This is a genomic window from Heliomarina sp., from assembly GCF_052826185.1.
The window spans coordinates 314,936-329,278 of record NZ_JBRBUI010000016.1; the positions used below are offsets into that span (position 1 = coordinate 314,936).

Here is a 14,343-nt window from a genome sequence, read left to right on the forward strand (position 1 = left end):
GAAATAAATACTTATGGTTGTGTTTTTCGATTTAGAACTCAACCGCGTTGCGTAAAAAAATTCGCTCATGTACGGTTTCTTGAGGGATTTCAAGAATGTCGGTGGGATTTCATAATGAATTTTATCAGACTTTTGGCTGTTTCGCTCTGCTTTCTTGCATTTGGGATTGCCGAATTATCGGCCCAGACCGAGCAGACGGGAACCAGTAGCGAGCCCGCTGCATCCGCGACAAGCGCGGAACTAGCCGAAGCGATCCGACTGGCCGGCGAAAACGGCGTGGATGTTATCGTCATAGACACCGCCGGCAATATCGTGAACCGGCAGAGCGGCACCGGTAACACGGACGCAGAACCAAGCGAAACCGGCATGGCGCGCGCCTCTGGCCTGATGCAGGCGCAGGCGGACATCCAGCAGTTTCGCAGCACATTTTCTGAGCGAATAGAGGCGCTTCCGAATTCGCTCGACAGGGTCGGCGAAATGCTCCGTGCCAAAAGCCCGGATGGCACGATCTGGGCTTTCGTCCGCATCTTTCTGATCTGCGGTGCCATGCTGATTATCGGCCGCATCGCTGCGACTGAAATATACGGCAAACGCATGGTGCGGAAATTCGTTACGGGCCGGGTAAAGGAAAACCCGCAGGGCTATCTGGAAAAGATGCCTTTCCTCGCCTTCCGGTTTGTCATGGGCATTGGTGGCACGATTTTCAGCATGGTGGTCGCCTATGCGCTCGGCACGCTGATTTTCGGCATGACCGACAATATCACCATCCAGTTCACCATTACGGCGATCTTCATCGCGTGGTTCGTCGGGCGCACGCTCTCAGATATCTGGCGGATGATCCTGTCGCCCTTTCTCAGCCAGTACCGCCTGACCCATTTCTCGGACAGTGACGCGAAAAAGCTCTACTACTGGGCGTCCACCCTGGCTGGGGTGAACGTCTTTGTCATCCTGCTCAGCACCTGGATTCATGACTTTGGCGTCGATTACAACGTCTACGCGGCGCTGTCGGGCGTGCTGGCGTCTATCGCCTTTGTCCTGAACCTTGCCATGATCCTCGCCAACCGGCGCGCGATTACCAATGCGATCCTTGTCGGTAAACCGACGTCGCAGGTGTCATGGCTGAAAAAGGTCATCGCCTATGGCTGGGCGCCGGTGCTGATCCTCTATCTCATCTTCGGGTGGTGCCGGTTGATCTTTGACCTCGTGATGAACCGTCCCGAGGCCACGCCGCTGGTGATTGGCGCCTATATCGTCTTCCTTGCGATGATGATCGTCTATGGTGCGATCAACTACCTGATCGAGCGCTATTTCGACCGGCGCATCACGGTGGATCGGATGAACACCGAACTCGCGGCCTCGGATGCAAGCGAGGATTCTGTTGGCCCGATGAGCTTTACCGGCCCGACGATTACCACCTACGAGGCGCTGGCCCGACGGGTGGCAGGTATCCTTGCCTTCGTGGCCGGGCTTTACGCATTGCTGCGGCTCTGGGACCCGGACAACGCGGTGCTGCAGGAATCTTTCATCAAGAACCTGCTCGACGTCATCACCATCATTTTCATCGGCTACATCGTCTATAACTTCCTGCGCATCTGGCTCGACAGCAAGATCGCCGAGGAAACATACGACACGCCGGACGATGCGGAGGCCGGTGACGAGGGCGGCGACAGCGCCACGACTCGTCTTGGAACACTCTTGCCGCTGTTCCGCGGTGCGATCCTTGCGGTGATCGTCGTGACCATCGTTCTGATCGCCCTGCTCGAAATCGGGGTCAACGTCAGCCCGCTCTTCGCCGGTGCCGGGGTTGTCGGGCTGGCCGTCGGGTTCGGCGCGCAGACCCTCGTGCGCGACATCTTCTCGGGGGCCTTTTTCCTGATCGACGATGCCTTCCGCAAAGGCGAATATATCGACATTGAATCGGTGAAGGGGACGGTGGAAAAAATATCCGTGCGCTCTTTCCAGCTGCGCCACCACAAGGGCGCGCTGCACACGATCCCCTTCGGTGAGATCCGGGTGCTGACCAACTATTCGCGCGACTGGGTCATCATGAAACTGCCGCTTCGCGTGACTTACGACACCGACGTGGAAAAGGTCCGCAAGCTGATCAAGAAACTCGGGCAGGACCTGCTCGAAGATCCGGTTATCGGTCCAACCTTCCTGCAACCGCTGAAATCACAGGGCGTCATCGAAATGCAGGACAGCGCGATGATCATCCGGACCAAGTTCATGAGCAAGCCGGGCGATCAGTGGCTGATCCGCAAAAGGGTTTACGAAGAAATCCGTATTCTCTTTGCCCGTGAAGGCATCAAATTTGCGAACCGCGAGGTCACCGTCCGTCTGGCCGACGGTCACGTCGAAGACCTGACCGATGCCCAGCGCGAAGCGATTGCAGGTGCTGCGCGGGCCGCCGTCGATGACGGAGAGATGGATGACATGAAAGGGGTCGGCGACGATCGCTAGGATCGTCTTACCGATCAGCTTGCATAGTCGCGCTGGACAAGGCGGCCGGTGTCGGCGACGACATTCGGCTTGCCGAACCGCGCCATGAGCGAGGCAAAGCTGTGACCCATCGAGGCGCAGGTGCAAAGCGACACGCCGGTGTCTTCGTTGACCAGCACCAGGCGACCATCTTCGAAACAAAGGCTGAAGCGACGGTCGGCCAGTTCCTTAATCAAGGTGTTCCAGTTGTCTGCGTCGGTAAAGCAGCGCCCCAGATGACAGGCCAGCGAAATCGCGGTTTCGCTGTCAAGCGAGGTTTCCTTGGCACCGCGAACGCGTTCGCTCCACATGGTCGGCATCGGGCTGTTTTCAAAGGGAAGGGTCGTTTGGGGTTTCAGGGCACGCATTACATGTCTCACTTATAAAATGGTCTGAACAAAACCTAAGATCACTATGTGGGTTCCGCAGGGAATTCATAAGCTCATTCTGCGGCGTCTTTTGGGAACACGTCTGTGATCTCAGTTACCAAACATGCCTCAAGATCCGATTACTTCCATAGCGATACGTGCTGGCAGACCGTGGAAATCAATGGTTTTGGGTATCAATCCGTTTTGAAGTCAATGATTGTTTACTATGCGTTAACCTTGCCGCATTTCGGGGCAAAAATCTAGTCGTGATATGGATCGAGTGAGTCGCGCAGCCCGTCACCAAGGAAATTGAAGGCCAGAACCACGACGATGATCGGGATCATCGGGATCGCCGTCCACCAGTAGATCTCGACGTTTACGAGGTTCTGCGCGTCGTTCAGCATCACGCCCCAGCTTACCGCAGGCGCGCGCAGGCCAAGGCCCAGATAGGACAGCGCGGTCTCGCCAAGGATCATCGCCGGGATCGACAGGGTGGCGCTGGCGATCAGGTGTGACATGAAATTCGGCAGCAGGTGTTTGCGGATCACCCGCCCCGAAGACGCCCCCATCATTTCGGCCGCGCGCACGTATTCCTCTTCGCGCAAAGACAGAAACTTGGCCCGCACGGAGCGCGCCAGCCCCGGCCAGTCAAGAATGCCAAGGATCACCGAAATGATAAAGAACACCGCCACCGGCCCCCAGTTCGACGGCACCGCCGCTGACAACGCCAGCCAGAGGGGAAGTTCCGGCAGGGACCGAAGGATTTCGATCATGCGGTTGATCACCCAGTCGAGCCCGCCCCCGAAATACCCGGCGATAGAGCCAAAGAAGATGCCCAGCACAAAGGACACGGTAATACCAATCAGCCCGACGGTCAGGGAAAGCTGTGCGCCGTAAAGGATACGGCTGAACACGTCCCGGCCCAGCCGGTCAGCGCCCCAAAGGAAGATCGTCGCACCTTCGGGCGCGCAGAACAGATGCGTGTCCGACGGGATCAGCCCGGCCAGCTTGTACTCGGAGCCTTCGCAAAAGAACCGCAGCGGCAGGGGCCGGGTCTCATCCGGCACGAACTCCCACTTGAAGGTTTCAAGATTGGCCTCTGAGGTCATCGGGTAGACGTAAGGCCCCAGAAACTGCCCTTCGTGCCAGAAATTCACCGTCTGCGGCGGCGCATATATATGTTCCGAGTGGCGCTCATTCGCACTGTAGGGCGCGATGAACCCGGCAAAGGGCAGCATCAGGTAGCAGAGCAGCAGAAAGATGCCAGACACCAGTCCAAGCCGATGCCGCTTGAACTTGCGCCAGATTAGCACCCAGTTCGGCGCATCGAGATCGCGCCGCTCAAGCTGCTGAATGCTCAGTTGCGGATCATAGGGCGCGTCGTCGACGTAGCGGCCATCGGAAAGCTGTGTCATCCGGCTTTCCCCTCGTAGCGGATACGCGGGTCAAGCAGCACCAACAGCACGTCCGAGATCATCGTGCCCAGTAAGGTCAGCAGGGCCACGAACATCAGCACGAAACCGGCAAGGAACTGGTCCTGCGATTTCAGCGCGATCAGCAGTGTGGGGCCGATGGTCTGAAGGCCCAGCACGACCGATACCAGAACCGATCCCGAAACCATCGCGGGCAGCAGGTTGCCGATATCGGCGACAAACGGGTTAAAGGCCATGCGGAGCGGGTATTTCACCAGCATTCGCGGTGGCGACATGCCCTTGGCGATGGCGGTTTCCACATAGGGCTTGCCCAATTCGTCCAGCAGGTTGGCGCGCAGGCGCTGCATCATCGCCGCCGCCCCCGACGTGCCGATGACAAAGGTCGGCACAATCAGGTGCAGCAAGATCGAGCGCACCTTGTCCCAGCTCATCGGCTCGCCTTCATAGATCGGGTCCATCAGACCGCCGATGGGCAGGTCGAACCAGCGGTTGCCGTAATAGAAAAGGATCAGCGCGAGCAGAAAGTTCGGCGTCGCAAGGCCCAGGTAGCCCACAAAGGCCGAGGAATAATCGACCCAGGTCTTTGATTTCGCCGCCGCTAGAATACCCAGCGGTAAGGCCACCATATAGACAAAGAGAACCGCGGCGAGGTTCACCAGAACCGTCAGCCAAAGGGTATCGCCGACGATTTCCGAAACGGGGCGGTCGAATTCAAAGGACCAGCCGAAATTGCCTTGGATCAGACCCGAAAAACCCTGCGGGCCGGGAATGAAACCCACCCAGATCAGGTATTGCTGCCAAAGCGGACGGTCGAGCGCATATTCGCGGCGCAGGAATTCGGCCTTCTGCACCCCGGCGGTCTGCCCGGTCGAACGCAGCTCGGCGATCTGGTTCGACAGATAATCCCCCGGCGGGAGGTTGATGATCAGGAAGATCAGGGCCGAGACGACGAGCAGCGTAAGCAGCATCGTCCCGAACCTGTAGAGCGCATAGCGCAGTACCAGCATTAATTCGTCCCGGTGCCGTCGAAATAGAACTCGTCCATCCGGTGGATCCCGAAATGTGCGCCCGGGTCCCATGCCCAGATCGCGCTTTGCGGGACATTCTTCAGACGGTTCGACACGACCACCGGCTGCGGTGCCTCGGCAAGGATACCGATGCCGAATACGTTGTCAGCGTGGATCTTCAGCATCTTTTCCCAAGCCAAGCTGCGCTCATCGTCGGTGGTTGCGTGATCCCACTCACGCGACAGGGCCATCAACTCTTCGGCGGCAGGCATGTCGGGCGCTTCGCCCACATCGCCGCCGGTCTGGTAGAACTGGCCCCACTTCGGCCAGGCAAAGAACTCCTGGTAACGCGGGGCAAGATAATCGGGCGAGGTATAAGGCTGCGGGATGCCGTTATCCCAGCCATACCAGACGGCCGCCATCGTGGTGCCCGCATAGATCCGGTTGCGCAGGATGTCCCGGTCTAGCGGACGCAGGACCAGCTTGATGCCGATATCGGCCCAAGTGTCGGTCACGATCTGCATCGCGTTCTCGACTTCCTGACGTTCCCCGGCGGTTTCCACTACCAGTTCCATTTCGCGTCCGTCGGGCAGCAGGCGGATACCGTTCGGCCCGCGCTCGGATAGCCCGGCCTCGTCCAGCAGCGCATTTGCCTGCTCCGTGTCAAAGCTTGCCCATGCCTCGCGGTTCTCGGCCTTGTAGAACGGGCTTGAGGGCAGCACCGTCATCGCGCCGGGCTTGGCAAGGTTGAAATAGAGCGCCCGGTTGATCGTGTCCCGGTCGATGCCAAGCGACAGGGCGCGGCGCACCCGCACGTCGCGCAGAACCTCGCGCCAGACGTCATCGTTGTAATTGAGGTTCGGGTAAATCGCGATCTGGCTCGCCGTGCCATTGGCCCAGAGATAGGTGCGGTAGTTGCCGCTCTCTTCGCCCTTGCGCAGGATCGGAATGTCGCGGAAATCCAGTCCGCGCGCCTGAAGATCGGCCTCGCCCGCGTTGGATTTCGCAGCGATCAGACCGCCACTCACCACTTCCATCTCGACCGTATCGATATAGGGAAGCTGCACGCCCTTGCTGTCGAAACGGTGGTAATAGGGGTTGCGCAGGAACTGGTGGCGGATCTTCTTGCCATCGCTGGCATTGATCCACGGCTGCAACGTAGGCAGGTCCGGGTTGTCGAAATTATACATGTTGTCGAGCTTGTTATGCAGCGCCGCCCAGCTGTTCACGCGGGCCTCCTGCACCTCGGCGTTCAGCTCCTCGGCATCCGCGTAATCGATGTGGTACTTCTTCATCACATGCGCGGGGCGATAGATGAACGGCGGGCGTGCCTGCGCAAGCGACTGCAGAAAGCTCGGGTTCGCCTCCGCCCAGGTAAAGACCACCGTGGTCTCGTCCGGATATGTCACCTCGGGCGCGTTGCCTTCGACCAGCAGGAAATCCGGCGGCCCGGACGGGCTGAGCGCTTCGTTATTCGCGACGTCTTCCCACCAGTACCTGAAATCCTCCGAGGTGAAGGGCGCGCCGTCCGACCAGCGGTGACCGGGGCGCAGATGCAGGGTAAAGACCTTGTCACCCTCATTCTCGAAACTCTCGAGGATGTCGGGGACCAGCTTGTAATCGGCATCAAAGCCGACAAGGCGGCCATAGCCGTAGACCACCATCATGCGGATGTCCTTGTCGCGCGAGACGAAGGTGGACAGGGTGCCGCCCTGCGTACCGAAACTGCGGCCGCGCGCTTCGAGATCGACGAAGAGCGGCGTCTCGGGCGCGCGTTCGGTCACGGCGGGCATGCTGCCCGCGCTGACCTGCTCGGACAGAAACGGGCTTTCCTGCAGGACCGGATCGGCCAGCACAGGCAGGGCAAGGCAAAGCCCGCCCGTCAGCAAGAGAATTTTCAGAGGCTTAAACATGGCAGCGCACCTTATGGCCGGGTTCCATCACCGTCAGCGACGGTATCACGGCAGATGAGAAACGAAAGGCTTCGGGCCAGCTTTCCGGAGACCCGGCACCCTTTGCGACCAGATCGAGGTCGATCGGGTGGTTGATATCCGGGGTCGGCTGGGCCGCGATCAGCGCCTTTGTATAGGGATGGCGCGGATTGTGGAATAATACATCTGGCGGGGCCTGTTCGACCACAAGACCCTGTCGCATCACGGCGACGTCATCGGCTATCCGTGCCACGACGGCCAGGTCATGTGAAATGAACAGATAGCTCAGGTTCATCCGGTCGCGGATGTCTTCCAGCAGGGTCAGGATCTGTTCCTGCACCGATACGTCCAGCGCCGAGGTCGGTTCGTCGCAGACCAGCAGCGACGGATCAAGCATCAGGGCGCGGGCGATGGAAAGCCGCTGTCGCTGCCCGCCGGAAAAGGCATGCGGATACCGCATCAGCATGTCGCCGTTCAGCCCGACCTGCTTCAGCATGGCCTCGGCCCGGTCGCGGCGTTCCGATTTCGACCCGATCGCGTGAATGTCCAGCGGTTCGGTCAGGGCGTCCGAGATCCGCATCCTCGGCGACAGCGAGGAATACGGGTCCTGAAACACCATCTGCGCCTGTTTCTGAAACGCGATACGCTCTTCGCGGGTCATGTCATGCACGGTGATCGGTTCGGCATGCGGTTCGGGCCGAAAGAGCACTTCGCTGCCCGGATCGGGCGCATCCGCGCCCAGGGCAATCCGTGCCGCGGTGGTTTTGCCCGACCCGCTTTCGCCGACGATGGCCAGCGTCCGCCCGCGCGGCAGCGCCAGATCGACCCCGCGACAGGCGTGAACCAGTGCCTGCTCTTGCCAGGCAGTATGGCCGCGAACCAGATACGTCTTGGAAACCTCTTTCATCTCGAGGATGAAATCCTGCCGCGACACATGCTCTTTTTCGGCGGACTCCTCCGGCAGCGACGGCGCGGCGCGAATGAGCGCCTTTGTATAGGGATGCGCGGGGTCGCTCAGCAGCGGTGCGGCGGCACCGGATTCCATCACCCGGCCCTTGTGCATCACCACGACCTGCTCGGCCATGTTCGCGACGACGCCAAGGTCATGGGTAACCAGTATCATCGCCATGCCGGTTTCGCGCTGCAGGTCCTTCATCAGGCCCAGCACCTGCGCCTGCGTCGTCACGTCGAGCGCCGTTGTCGGTTCGTCCGCGATCAGCAGATCCGGCTTGGCCACCATCGCCATCGCAATCATAGCTCGTTGCCGCATACCGCCTGACATCTCGAACGGGTAGGCGCGAAAGGCTCGCTCGGGATCGGGAAAGCCGACCCGCTCAAAGGTTTCCAGAACCTGCGTCTTGGCATCGCCCCGCGCCGCACCCCTGTGCAGGCGCAGGACCTCGCCGACCTGATTGCCGATCCGGTGCAGCGGCGACAGCGAACGCATCGGCTCCTGAAAGATCATCGCGATCTCGTTGCCGCGGATTTCGCGCATCTGCCGTTCCCGGATCGAACTGAGCACAACGGGTCCCTCGCGCCCGTTAAAGGTGATCCTGCCCGACCGGATCTTGGCGATACGGGGCAGAATGCGCAGTACGGCGCGGCAGGTGACCGTCTTGCCGGACCCGGATTCGCCAACCAGTGCAAGGGTTTCCCCCTTCTGCACGTCGAAACTCACGCCTTCGACCACATTGTCGCCCCGGCCGAAACCGATACTCAGATTCTCTATACTCAGCAGAGGGGGCATTGTCGTCCGTTCGTCCTGTCAGATGCGGGGTAACCAAAGTTTCCAAGCTCGGTCACCTTCGCTTGCGCTTTACCAGCTAGTCAAACACCAATTGCATGTTCAGATGAGAGGAATGTGTCGCCAAGCCTACACATCCGCTAATGTTTTTGGCATGACTTGCGGGCAGGCCGGGAATTTCGGCCGTCCTAACAGGAGTGACCACCGAATGAGCCGCCTTGACCTGTTTATCGACCGGATGGTGTCCCAGCGCGCCTGTCTCGACTACGCGATTGCCGAAACGGCGCTGATGTCCGGACCGGTGTACGAACTCGGTCTCGGCAACGGTCGCACCTATCACCACATGCGTGAACGGATCAAAGGCCGCGACATCTATGTCTTCGAACGCGCAATCGCCTCGCACCCGGATTCCACCCCGCCGGAATCCCTCACGATCCTCGGGGACGTGCACGACACACTGCCTGCCACGCTTGAGCGGTTCGGCCCGGTCGCTAGCCTGATCCACGCCGATCTCGGCGGGCATAACCGCGCCAAGAACGATATCTTCGCGCGCGAGATTTCACCGCTTGTCGAACCGCTGCTGGCCGAGGGCGGTCTTATGGTATCGAGCGACCGGATGTATTTCGAGAACCTGACAGAATTGCCGCTGCCGACCGGCGCGGTCGAAGGCCGCTGCTTTGTCTACCGCCGTTAATTCCGCTTCTGACCTACCCACGGGGTGACATACGAGCGGCATATAAGTTGTGTACGGATGCTGTACGGGTTGTGCATGGCCATTTTCGCCCCTCGCGCCGAACCGCCCAGAATTCGCAATAGGAACGCAGAGTAATGAACGAGCCAGCCAAACGGGCCATGAAGAACACCCCCTATGATGCGCTGAGCGTCGGCATGGAAGCGGAACAGACCCGCGTGCTCAAGGCAGAGGATCTTTACGTCTTTGCCAACTCCTCGGGCAACATGAACCCGATGAACCTGCCCCGGGTGGACGGCGATGGAGACGGCAAGCCCGAGGCCATCGCACCGGCCATGTGGATGGCATCGCTGATCTCGGCCGTCCTTGGCTGCGACCTCCCCGGGCCGGGCACGACCTATCACAGCCAGACCCTGCGTTTCGTCAATCAGGCCCATGCGGGGGATACGCTCAGGATCAAGGTGCGTCTGACTGCCAAGGGCGAAGGCAGGCTGGTCAGCTTTGACACCTGGGTCGAAACCGAAGACGGACGCCCCATCGTCGAGGGCGAGGCACAGGTGGTCGCGCCCGAGAGACCGCTGGATTTCACGGCGCTTGATGTGCCGGGGCTGACGGTGCGCAGCCACAAGCATTTCGACCGGCTGCTGGAACTGGCCGCGCCGCTTGATCCGATCCCGACCGCCGTTGTCGCGCCGGAAGAGCCCGATGCGCTCGCTGGTGCATTGCTGGCGGCGGAGCACACGCTGATCACCCCGATCCTGATCGGTGATCCCGAAAAGATCGTCGCGGCTGGCGAGGCAGCGGGCATGAGCCTTGCGGGCTACCAGATCATCGATGTGCCCGATCACAAGGCTGCTGCGGAACGGGCAGTCGCACTCGTGCACGAAGGGCAGGCGGCTGCCCTGATGAAGGGCCATCTGCACACGGACGTCTTCCTTGGCGCCATCGTCAAGCGCGAGACGGGTTTGCGCACCTCGCGCCGGTTGAGCCATGTCTTTGTCATGGATGTGCCGGGGCTTGAGCATCTGCTGATGGTGACGGATGCGGCGATAAACATCTCTCCGGACCTGCAGGCCAAGGCGGATATCATTCAGAACGCGATCTATCTTGCCCATTCCATCGGTATCGAAGAGCCGAAGGTCGGCGTGTTGTCGGCGGTGGAAAAGGTCAATCCGGCGATCCCTTCGACGCTGGATGCGGCTATCCTGTCGAAAATGGCGGATCGCGGCCAGATCACCGGCGGTCTGGTGGACGGGCCGCTGGCGATGGACAACGCGATCAACCTCGGGGCCGCGATGACCAAGGGCATCAAGTCGCTCGTGGCGGGTAGGGCCGAGATCCTGATGGCGCCGAACATGGAGGCCGGCAACATGCTGGCCAAGGAACTGACCTACCTCGCCCATGCCCAGTCGGCCGGGATCGTGATGGGGGCCCGCTGCCCGGTCATCCTGACCAGCCGGGCAGATGACGACAAATCGCGCCTTGCCTCCTGCGCGGTGGCGGCCCTTCACGCGGCGCGGGGAAGCGTCGCATGAGCGCGATCCTGACACTGAACGCGGGAAGTTCCTCGATCAAGTTCGCGGTTTACCTGACCGGCGATGGCGATCCCGAATTGCTGCATGTCGGTCAGGTGGAAAACATCGGCGGCGCGGCAGAGCTGAAGCTGCAAGGTAATAAGGCTGTTTCAATTGATGCGACGGATCACGAAACGGCGGTGCAAGCCATCCTGACCGTGGTCGAACCGCTTCTTGAGGGTCGGCGGGTGGCCGGGGTCGGGCACCGGATCGTGCATGGCGGACCTGATCTTGGGGAACCGGCACGGCTCGATCCCGCTACGCTGGAGGCGCTGGAAAGACTGGTGCCTCTGGCCCCGTTGCATCAGCCGCATAATCTCTCGGCGGTTCTGGCTGCGCAGGTTGCCTTTCCGCATGCGGTTCAGATTGGGTGTTTCGATACGGCGTTTCATCGCGGGAAGCTTTTCGTGAACGATGCGTATGGTCTGCCCCTGCACTATTACGAGCAGGGCGTCCGGCGGTACGGATTTCATGGCCTGTCTTATGACTACATCGCCGGAGAGTTGCGCCGCGCGCACCCGGAAATAGCCAAAGGCCGGGTTGTTGTTGCTCATCTTGGCAACGGGGCGTCGCTTTGCGGTCTGCTGGACGGGCAAAGTATCGCCACGACGATGGGGTTTTCGGCGCTGGATGGTCTGGTGATGGGGACGCGGCCCGGACAGCTCGATCCCGGTGTGATGCTTTACCTGATGGATCAGGGCATGTCGTCAGCGGAGCTGACCCAGCTGCTCTATCACAACAGCGGTCTGAAAGGATTGTCCGGGATCGGCAATGACATGCGCGAACTTCTAGCGAGTGAAGCGCCGGAGGCTTCGCTGGCGCTTGACTATTACGTGGCGCGGCTGCGGCGCGAGATCGGGTCGATGGCCGCCGCGCTGGGCGGTCTCGATGCGCTGGTGTTCAGCGGTGGCGTCGGCGAAAACGCAACCGATATACGCGAGCGGGTTGTCGAGGGGCTCGGGTTTCTGGGACTGTCTTTCGATCAAACGGCAAACCGGCAGAGAGAAACAAGGATCAGTAACGGGACTGCCGAGATTCTTGTCATTCCGACCAACGAGGAACTGGTGATCGCGCGCTCGGTCGCGGATCATATCTGACGCCGCTGCCAAATTTTCGAAGAAAATTTAACAAGAAAATTAAATTTTCTTGGCCCGGGGCTGATTGTGCCGCGCAATATGCCTGTTAAGGTCAGGGCTTGGGAGAGTTCTGGTCCAGACGGGCATTGCCCGGTTCGACCGTGGGAGAGGATTTCATGATATTTTACGACTGTAGTACGGCCCCGAGCCCGCGTCGGGCACGCATGTTCATTGCCGAGAAAGGTTTGACGATTGAAACCCGTGAAATTTCGATCGGCACGGGCGAACAGCTTTCGCCGGAGTTTCTGAAGATCAATCCGCGCGCCACGGTGCCGGTGCTCATTACCGAGAACGGCAGCGCGCTGACGGAAAACCTAGGGATCGCCGCCTATCTCGAAGCGCTGCACCCCGAGCCGCCTTTGATGGGCCGTAACCCCGAAGAGAAGGGGCAGGTGCTGATGTGGAACGCGGTTGCCGAGATACAGGGCGGCCAGCCCATCGCCGAAGCCCTGCGCAATGGCAACCCCCGGATGAAAGGCAGGGCGCTGACCGGTCAGGAGAATGTCGAGCAGATCCCCGAGCTGGCCGAGCGGGGCATGAAGCGGGCCAAGTCGTTTTTCAACATGCTCGAGAACCGGCTGCGCGAAAGCCCCTTTCTTGCGACCGATCACCTGACGCTGGCGGATATCACCGCCTTTGTTTTCGTGGAATTTGCGCGGGTCATCAAGCTGAGCATTCCGGAAGATTTCACCGCGACGCAGGCATGGCACGAGAACATCAAGTCGAGACCCAGCGCGCAGCTGTAAGCCGGCAGGGCCGATAAACAGGGAGGAGAAAACAATGGGAGAAGCATTTATCGTCGCCGCCACGCGCACGGCGGGCGGTCGGCGCGACGGCCGGGTCAGCGGCTGGCATCCGGTCGATCTGGCCGCTGCGGTGCTGGATGAGGTCGTTGCCCGCGCAGGTGTCGCGCCGGATGCGGTGGATGACGTGATCATGGGATGTGTCAGTCAGGCAGGCGAACAGGGGCTGCATTTCGGCCGCAATGCGGTTCTCGCCTCGAACCTGCCGCGTTCGGTGCCGGCGGTAACCATCGACCGGCAGTGCGGGTCGTCGCAGCAATCCATCCATTTCGCCGCTCAGGCGGTCATGTCCGGGGTGCAGGATGTGGTCATCGCTGCCGGTGCGGAATCCATGAGCCGCGTGGCCATGGGGTCTACCGGACGCTGGTCGAAACATCCCCAGCCGGGCAGCCCGTCGAGCCCGGGTATCGACCGGAACTATCCGCAGACCATCTTTTCGCAGTTCACCGGGGCCGAGATGATCGCGGACAAATGGCAGCACAGCCGCGAGGATTTGGACGCTTTTGCGCTCAAAAGCCACCAGCGCGCGGCGGCGGCGGCCGATAGCGGCGCGTTTGACGACGAAATACTGCCGCTCAAGATCCGCACTGAAGATGGCAGCGAGATGCACACGCGGGACGAGGGGATTCGTCCCGATGCCACGATGCAGAGCATCGGCGGCCTGCGCACGCTGGTCGAGGGCGGCAAGATCACCGCCGGGAACGCCAGCCAGATCTGCGACGGCGCTGCGGCCGTCATGGTCGTGTCTGAACGCGCGCTCAAGGAACACGGTCTGACACCGCTCGCGCGGATACATGAGCTGACGGTGACGGCGGGCGATCCGGTTGTGATGCTGGAGGAACCGCTCTTTGCCACGGACAAGGCGTTGAAACGGGCCGGAATGAAGATCGAAGACATCGATCTTTACGAGGTCAACGAAGCCTTTGCGCCGGTGCCGCTGGCATGGCTTCAGCACACGGGCGCGGATCCCGACAAGCTGAACGTGAACGGCGGCGCCATTGCGCTTGGCCATCCGCTGGGCGGATCAGGCGCAAAGCTGATGACCACGCTGGTTCATGCGCTGCGGGCGCGTGGTAAACGCTATGGTCTCCAGACGATGTGCGAAGGCGGCGGCATCGCCAACGTCACGATCATCGAGGCGCTCTGACATAAGGCAATGGGCAGGCTGGGTTCCGGCC

General features: G+C 60.6%; 11 protein-coding genes. 6 read left to right on the forward strand and 5 right to left on the reverse strand.

All coding sequences use genetic code 11. The annotated features are described in order from the left end of the window. Nucleotides 1–114: 114 nt before the first annotated feature. Nucleotides 115–2,460, forward strand: a complete 2,346-nt coding sequence (locus ACU0FH_RS04765; RefSeq protein ID WP_446193589.1) for a mechanosensitive ion channel domain-containing protein — start codon at nt 115–117, stop codon at nt 2,458–2,460. A gap of 14 nt (nt 2,461–2,474) precedes the next feature. Here ACU0FH_RS04765 and ACU0FH_RS04770 read toward each other — a convergent pair whose 3' ends face one another. The 5 genes from ACU0FH_RS04770 to ACU0FH_RS04790 all read right to left on the reverse strand — a co-directional run bounded on the left by ACU0FH_RS04770 (nt 2,475) and on the right by ACU0FH_RS04790 (nt 8,964). Further along, on the reverse strand, nt 2,475–2,846 hold the full coding sequence (locus ACU0FH_RS04770) for a hypothetical protein (protein ID WP_446193590.1): 372 nt from the start codon (nt 2,844–2,846) through the stop codon (nt 2,475–2,477). A gap of 260 nt (nt 2,847–3,106) precedes the next feature. Next, nucleotides 3,107–4,261 (reverse strand): ABC transporter permease, encoded by a 1,155-nt coding sequence (locus tag ACU0FH_RS04775; protein WP_446193591.1) that lies wholly within the window; start codon nt 4,259–4,261, stop codon nt 3,107–3,109. Continuing rightward, a complete protein-coding gene (locus tag ACU0FH_RS04780; protein ID WP_446193592.1) occupies nt 4,258–5,286 on the reverse strand; it encodes an ABC transporter permease in 1,029 nt (342 codons plus the stop codon). Before ACU0FH_RS04780 ends, ACU0FH_RS04775 begins: the two co-directional genes overlap by 4 nt. Continuing rightward, complete coding sequence (locus ACU0FH_RS04785; RefSeq protein ID WP_446193593.1) at nt 5,286–7,199, reverse strand: ABC transporter substrate-binding protein; 1,914 nt, start codon at nt 7,197–7,199, stop codon at nt 5,286–5,288. Before ACU0FH_RS04785 ends, ACU0FH_RS04780 begins: the two co-directional genes overlap by 1 nt. Further along, entirely contained in the window at nt 7,192–8,964 is a 1,773-nt protein-coding gene (locus ACU0FH_RS04790; protein WP_446193594.1) for an ABC transporter ATP-binding protein, read from the reverse strand. The genes ACU0FH_RS04785 and ACU0FH_RS04790 overlap by 8 nt, the downstream gene beginning before the upstream one ends. Before the next feature lie 205 nt (nt 8,965–9,169). Here ACU0FH_RS04790 and ACU0FH_RS04795 point away from each other — a divergent pair, with 205 nt between their 5' ends. The 5 genes from ACU0FH_RS04795 (at nt 9,170) to ACU0FH_RS04815 (ending at nt 14,312) form a co-directional block, all read left to right on the forward strand. Continuing rightward, complete coding sequence (locus ACU0FH_RS04795) at nt 9,170–9,655, forward strand: class I SAM-dependent methyltransferase (protein WP_446193595.1); 486 nt, start codon at nt 9,170–9,172, stop codon at nt 9,653–9,655. Between the two features lie 134 nt (nt 9,656–9,789). After that, nucleotides 9,790–11,187: a bifunctional enoyl-CoA hydratase/phosphate acetyltransferase gene (locus ACU0FH_RS04800; protein ID WP_446193596.1), complete on the forward strand. Its 1,398-nt coding sequence runs from the start codon at nt 9,790–9,792 to the stop codon at nt 11,185–11,187. Beyond that, nucleotides 11,184–12,323, forward strand: a complete 1,140-nt coding sequence (locus ACU0FH_RS04805) for an acetate/propionate family kinase (RefSeq protein WP_446193597.1) — start codon at nt 11,184–11,186, stop codon at nt 12,321–12,323. The genes ACU0FH_RS04800 and ACU0FH_RS04805 overlap by 4 nt, the downstream gene beginning before the upstream one ends. Before the next feature lie 155 nt (nt 12,324–12,478). Next, complete coding sequence (locus tag ACU0FH_RS04810) at nt 12,479–13,108, forward strand: glutathione S-transferase family protein (RefSeq protein WP_238371646.1); 630 nt, start codon at nt 12,479–12,481, stop codon at nt 13,106–13,108. A 34-nt stretch (nt 13,109–13,142) separates the two neighbouring features. After that, the gene (locus ACU0FH_RS04815; RefSeq protein ID WP_446193598.1) at nt 13,143–14,312 is read left to right on the forward strand and encodes an acetyl-CoA C-acetyltransferase; all 1,170 of its coding nucleotides are present in this window, start codon (nt 13,143–13,145) and stop codon (nt 14,310–14,312) included. Nucleotides 14,313–14,343: the final 31 nt, after the last annotated feature.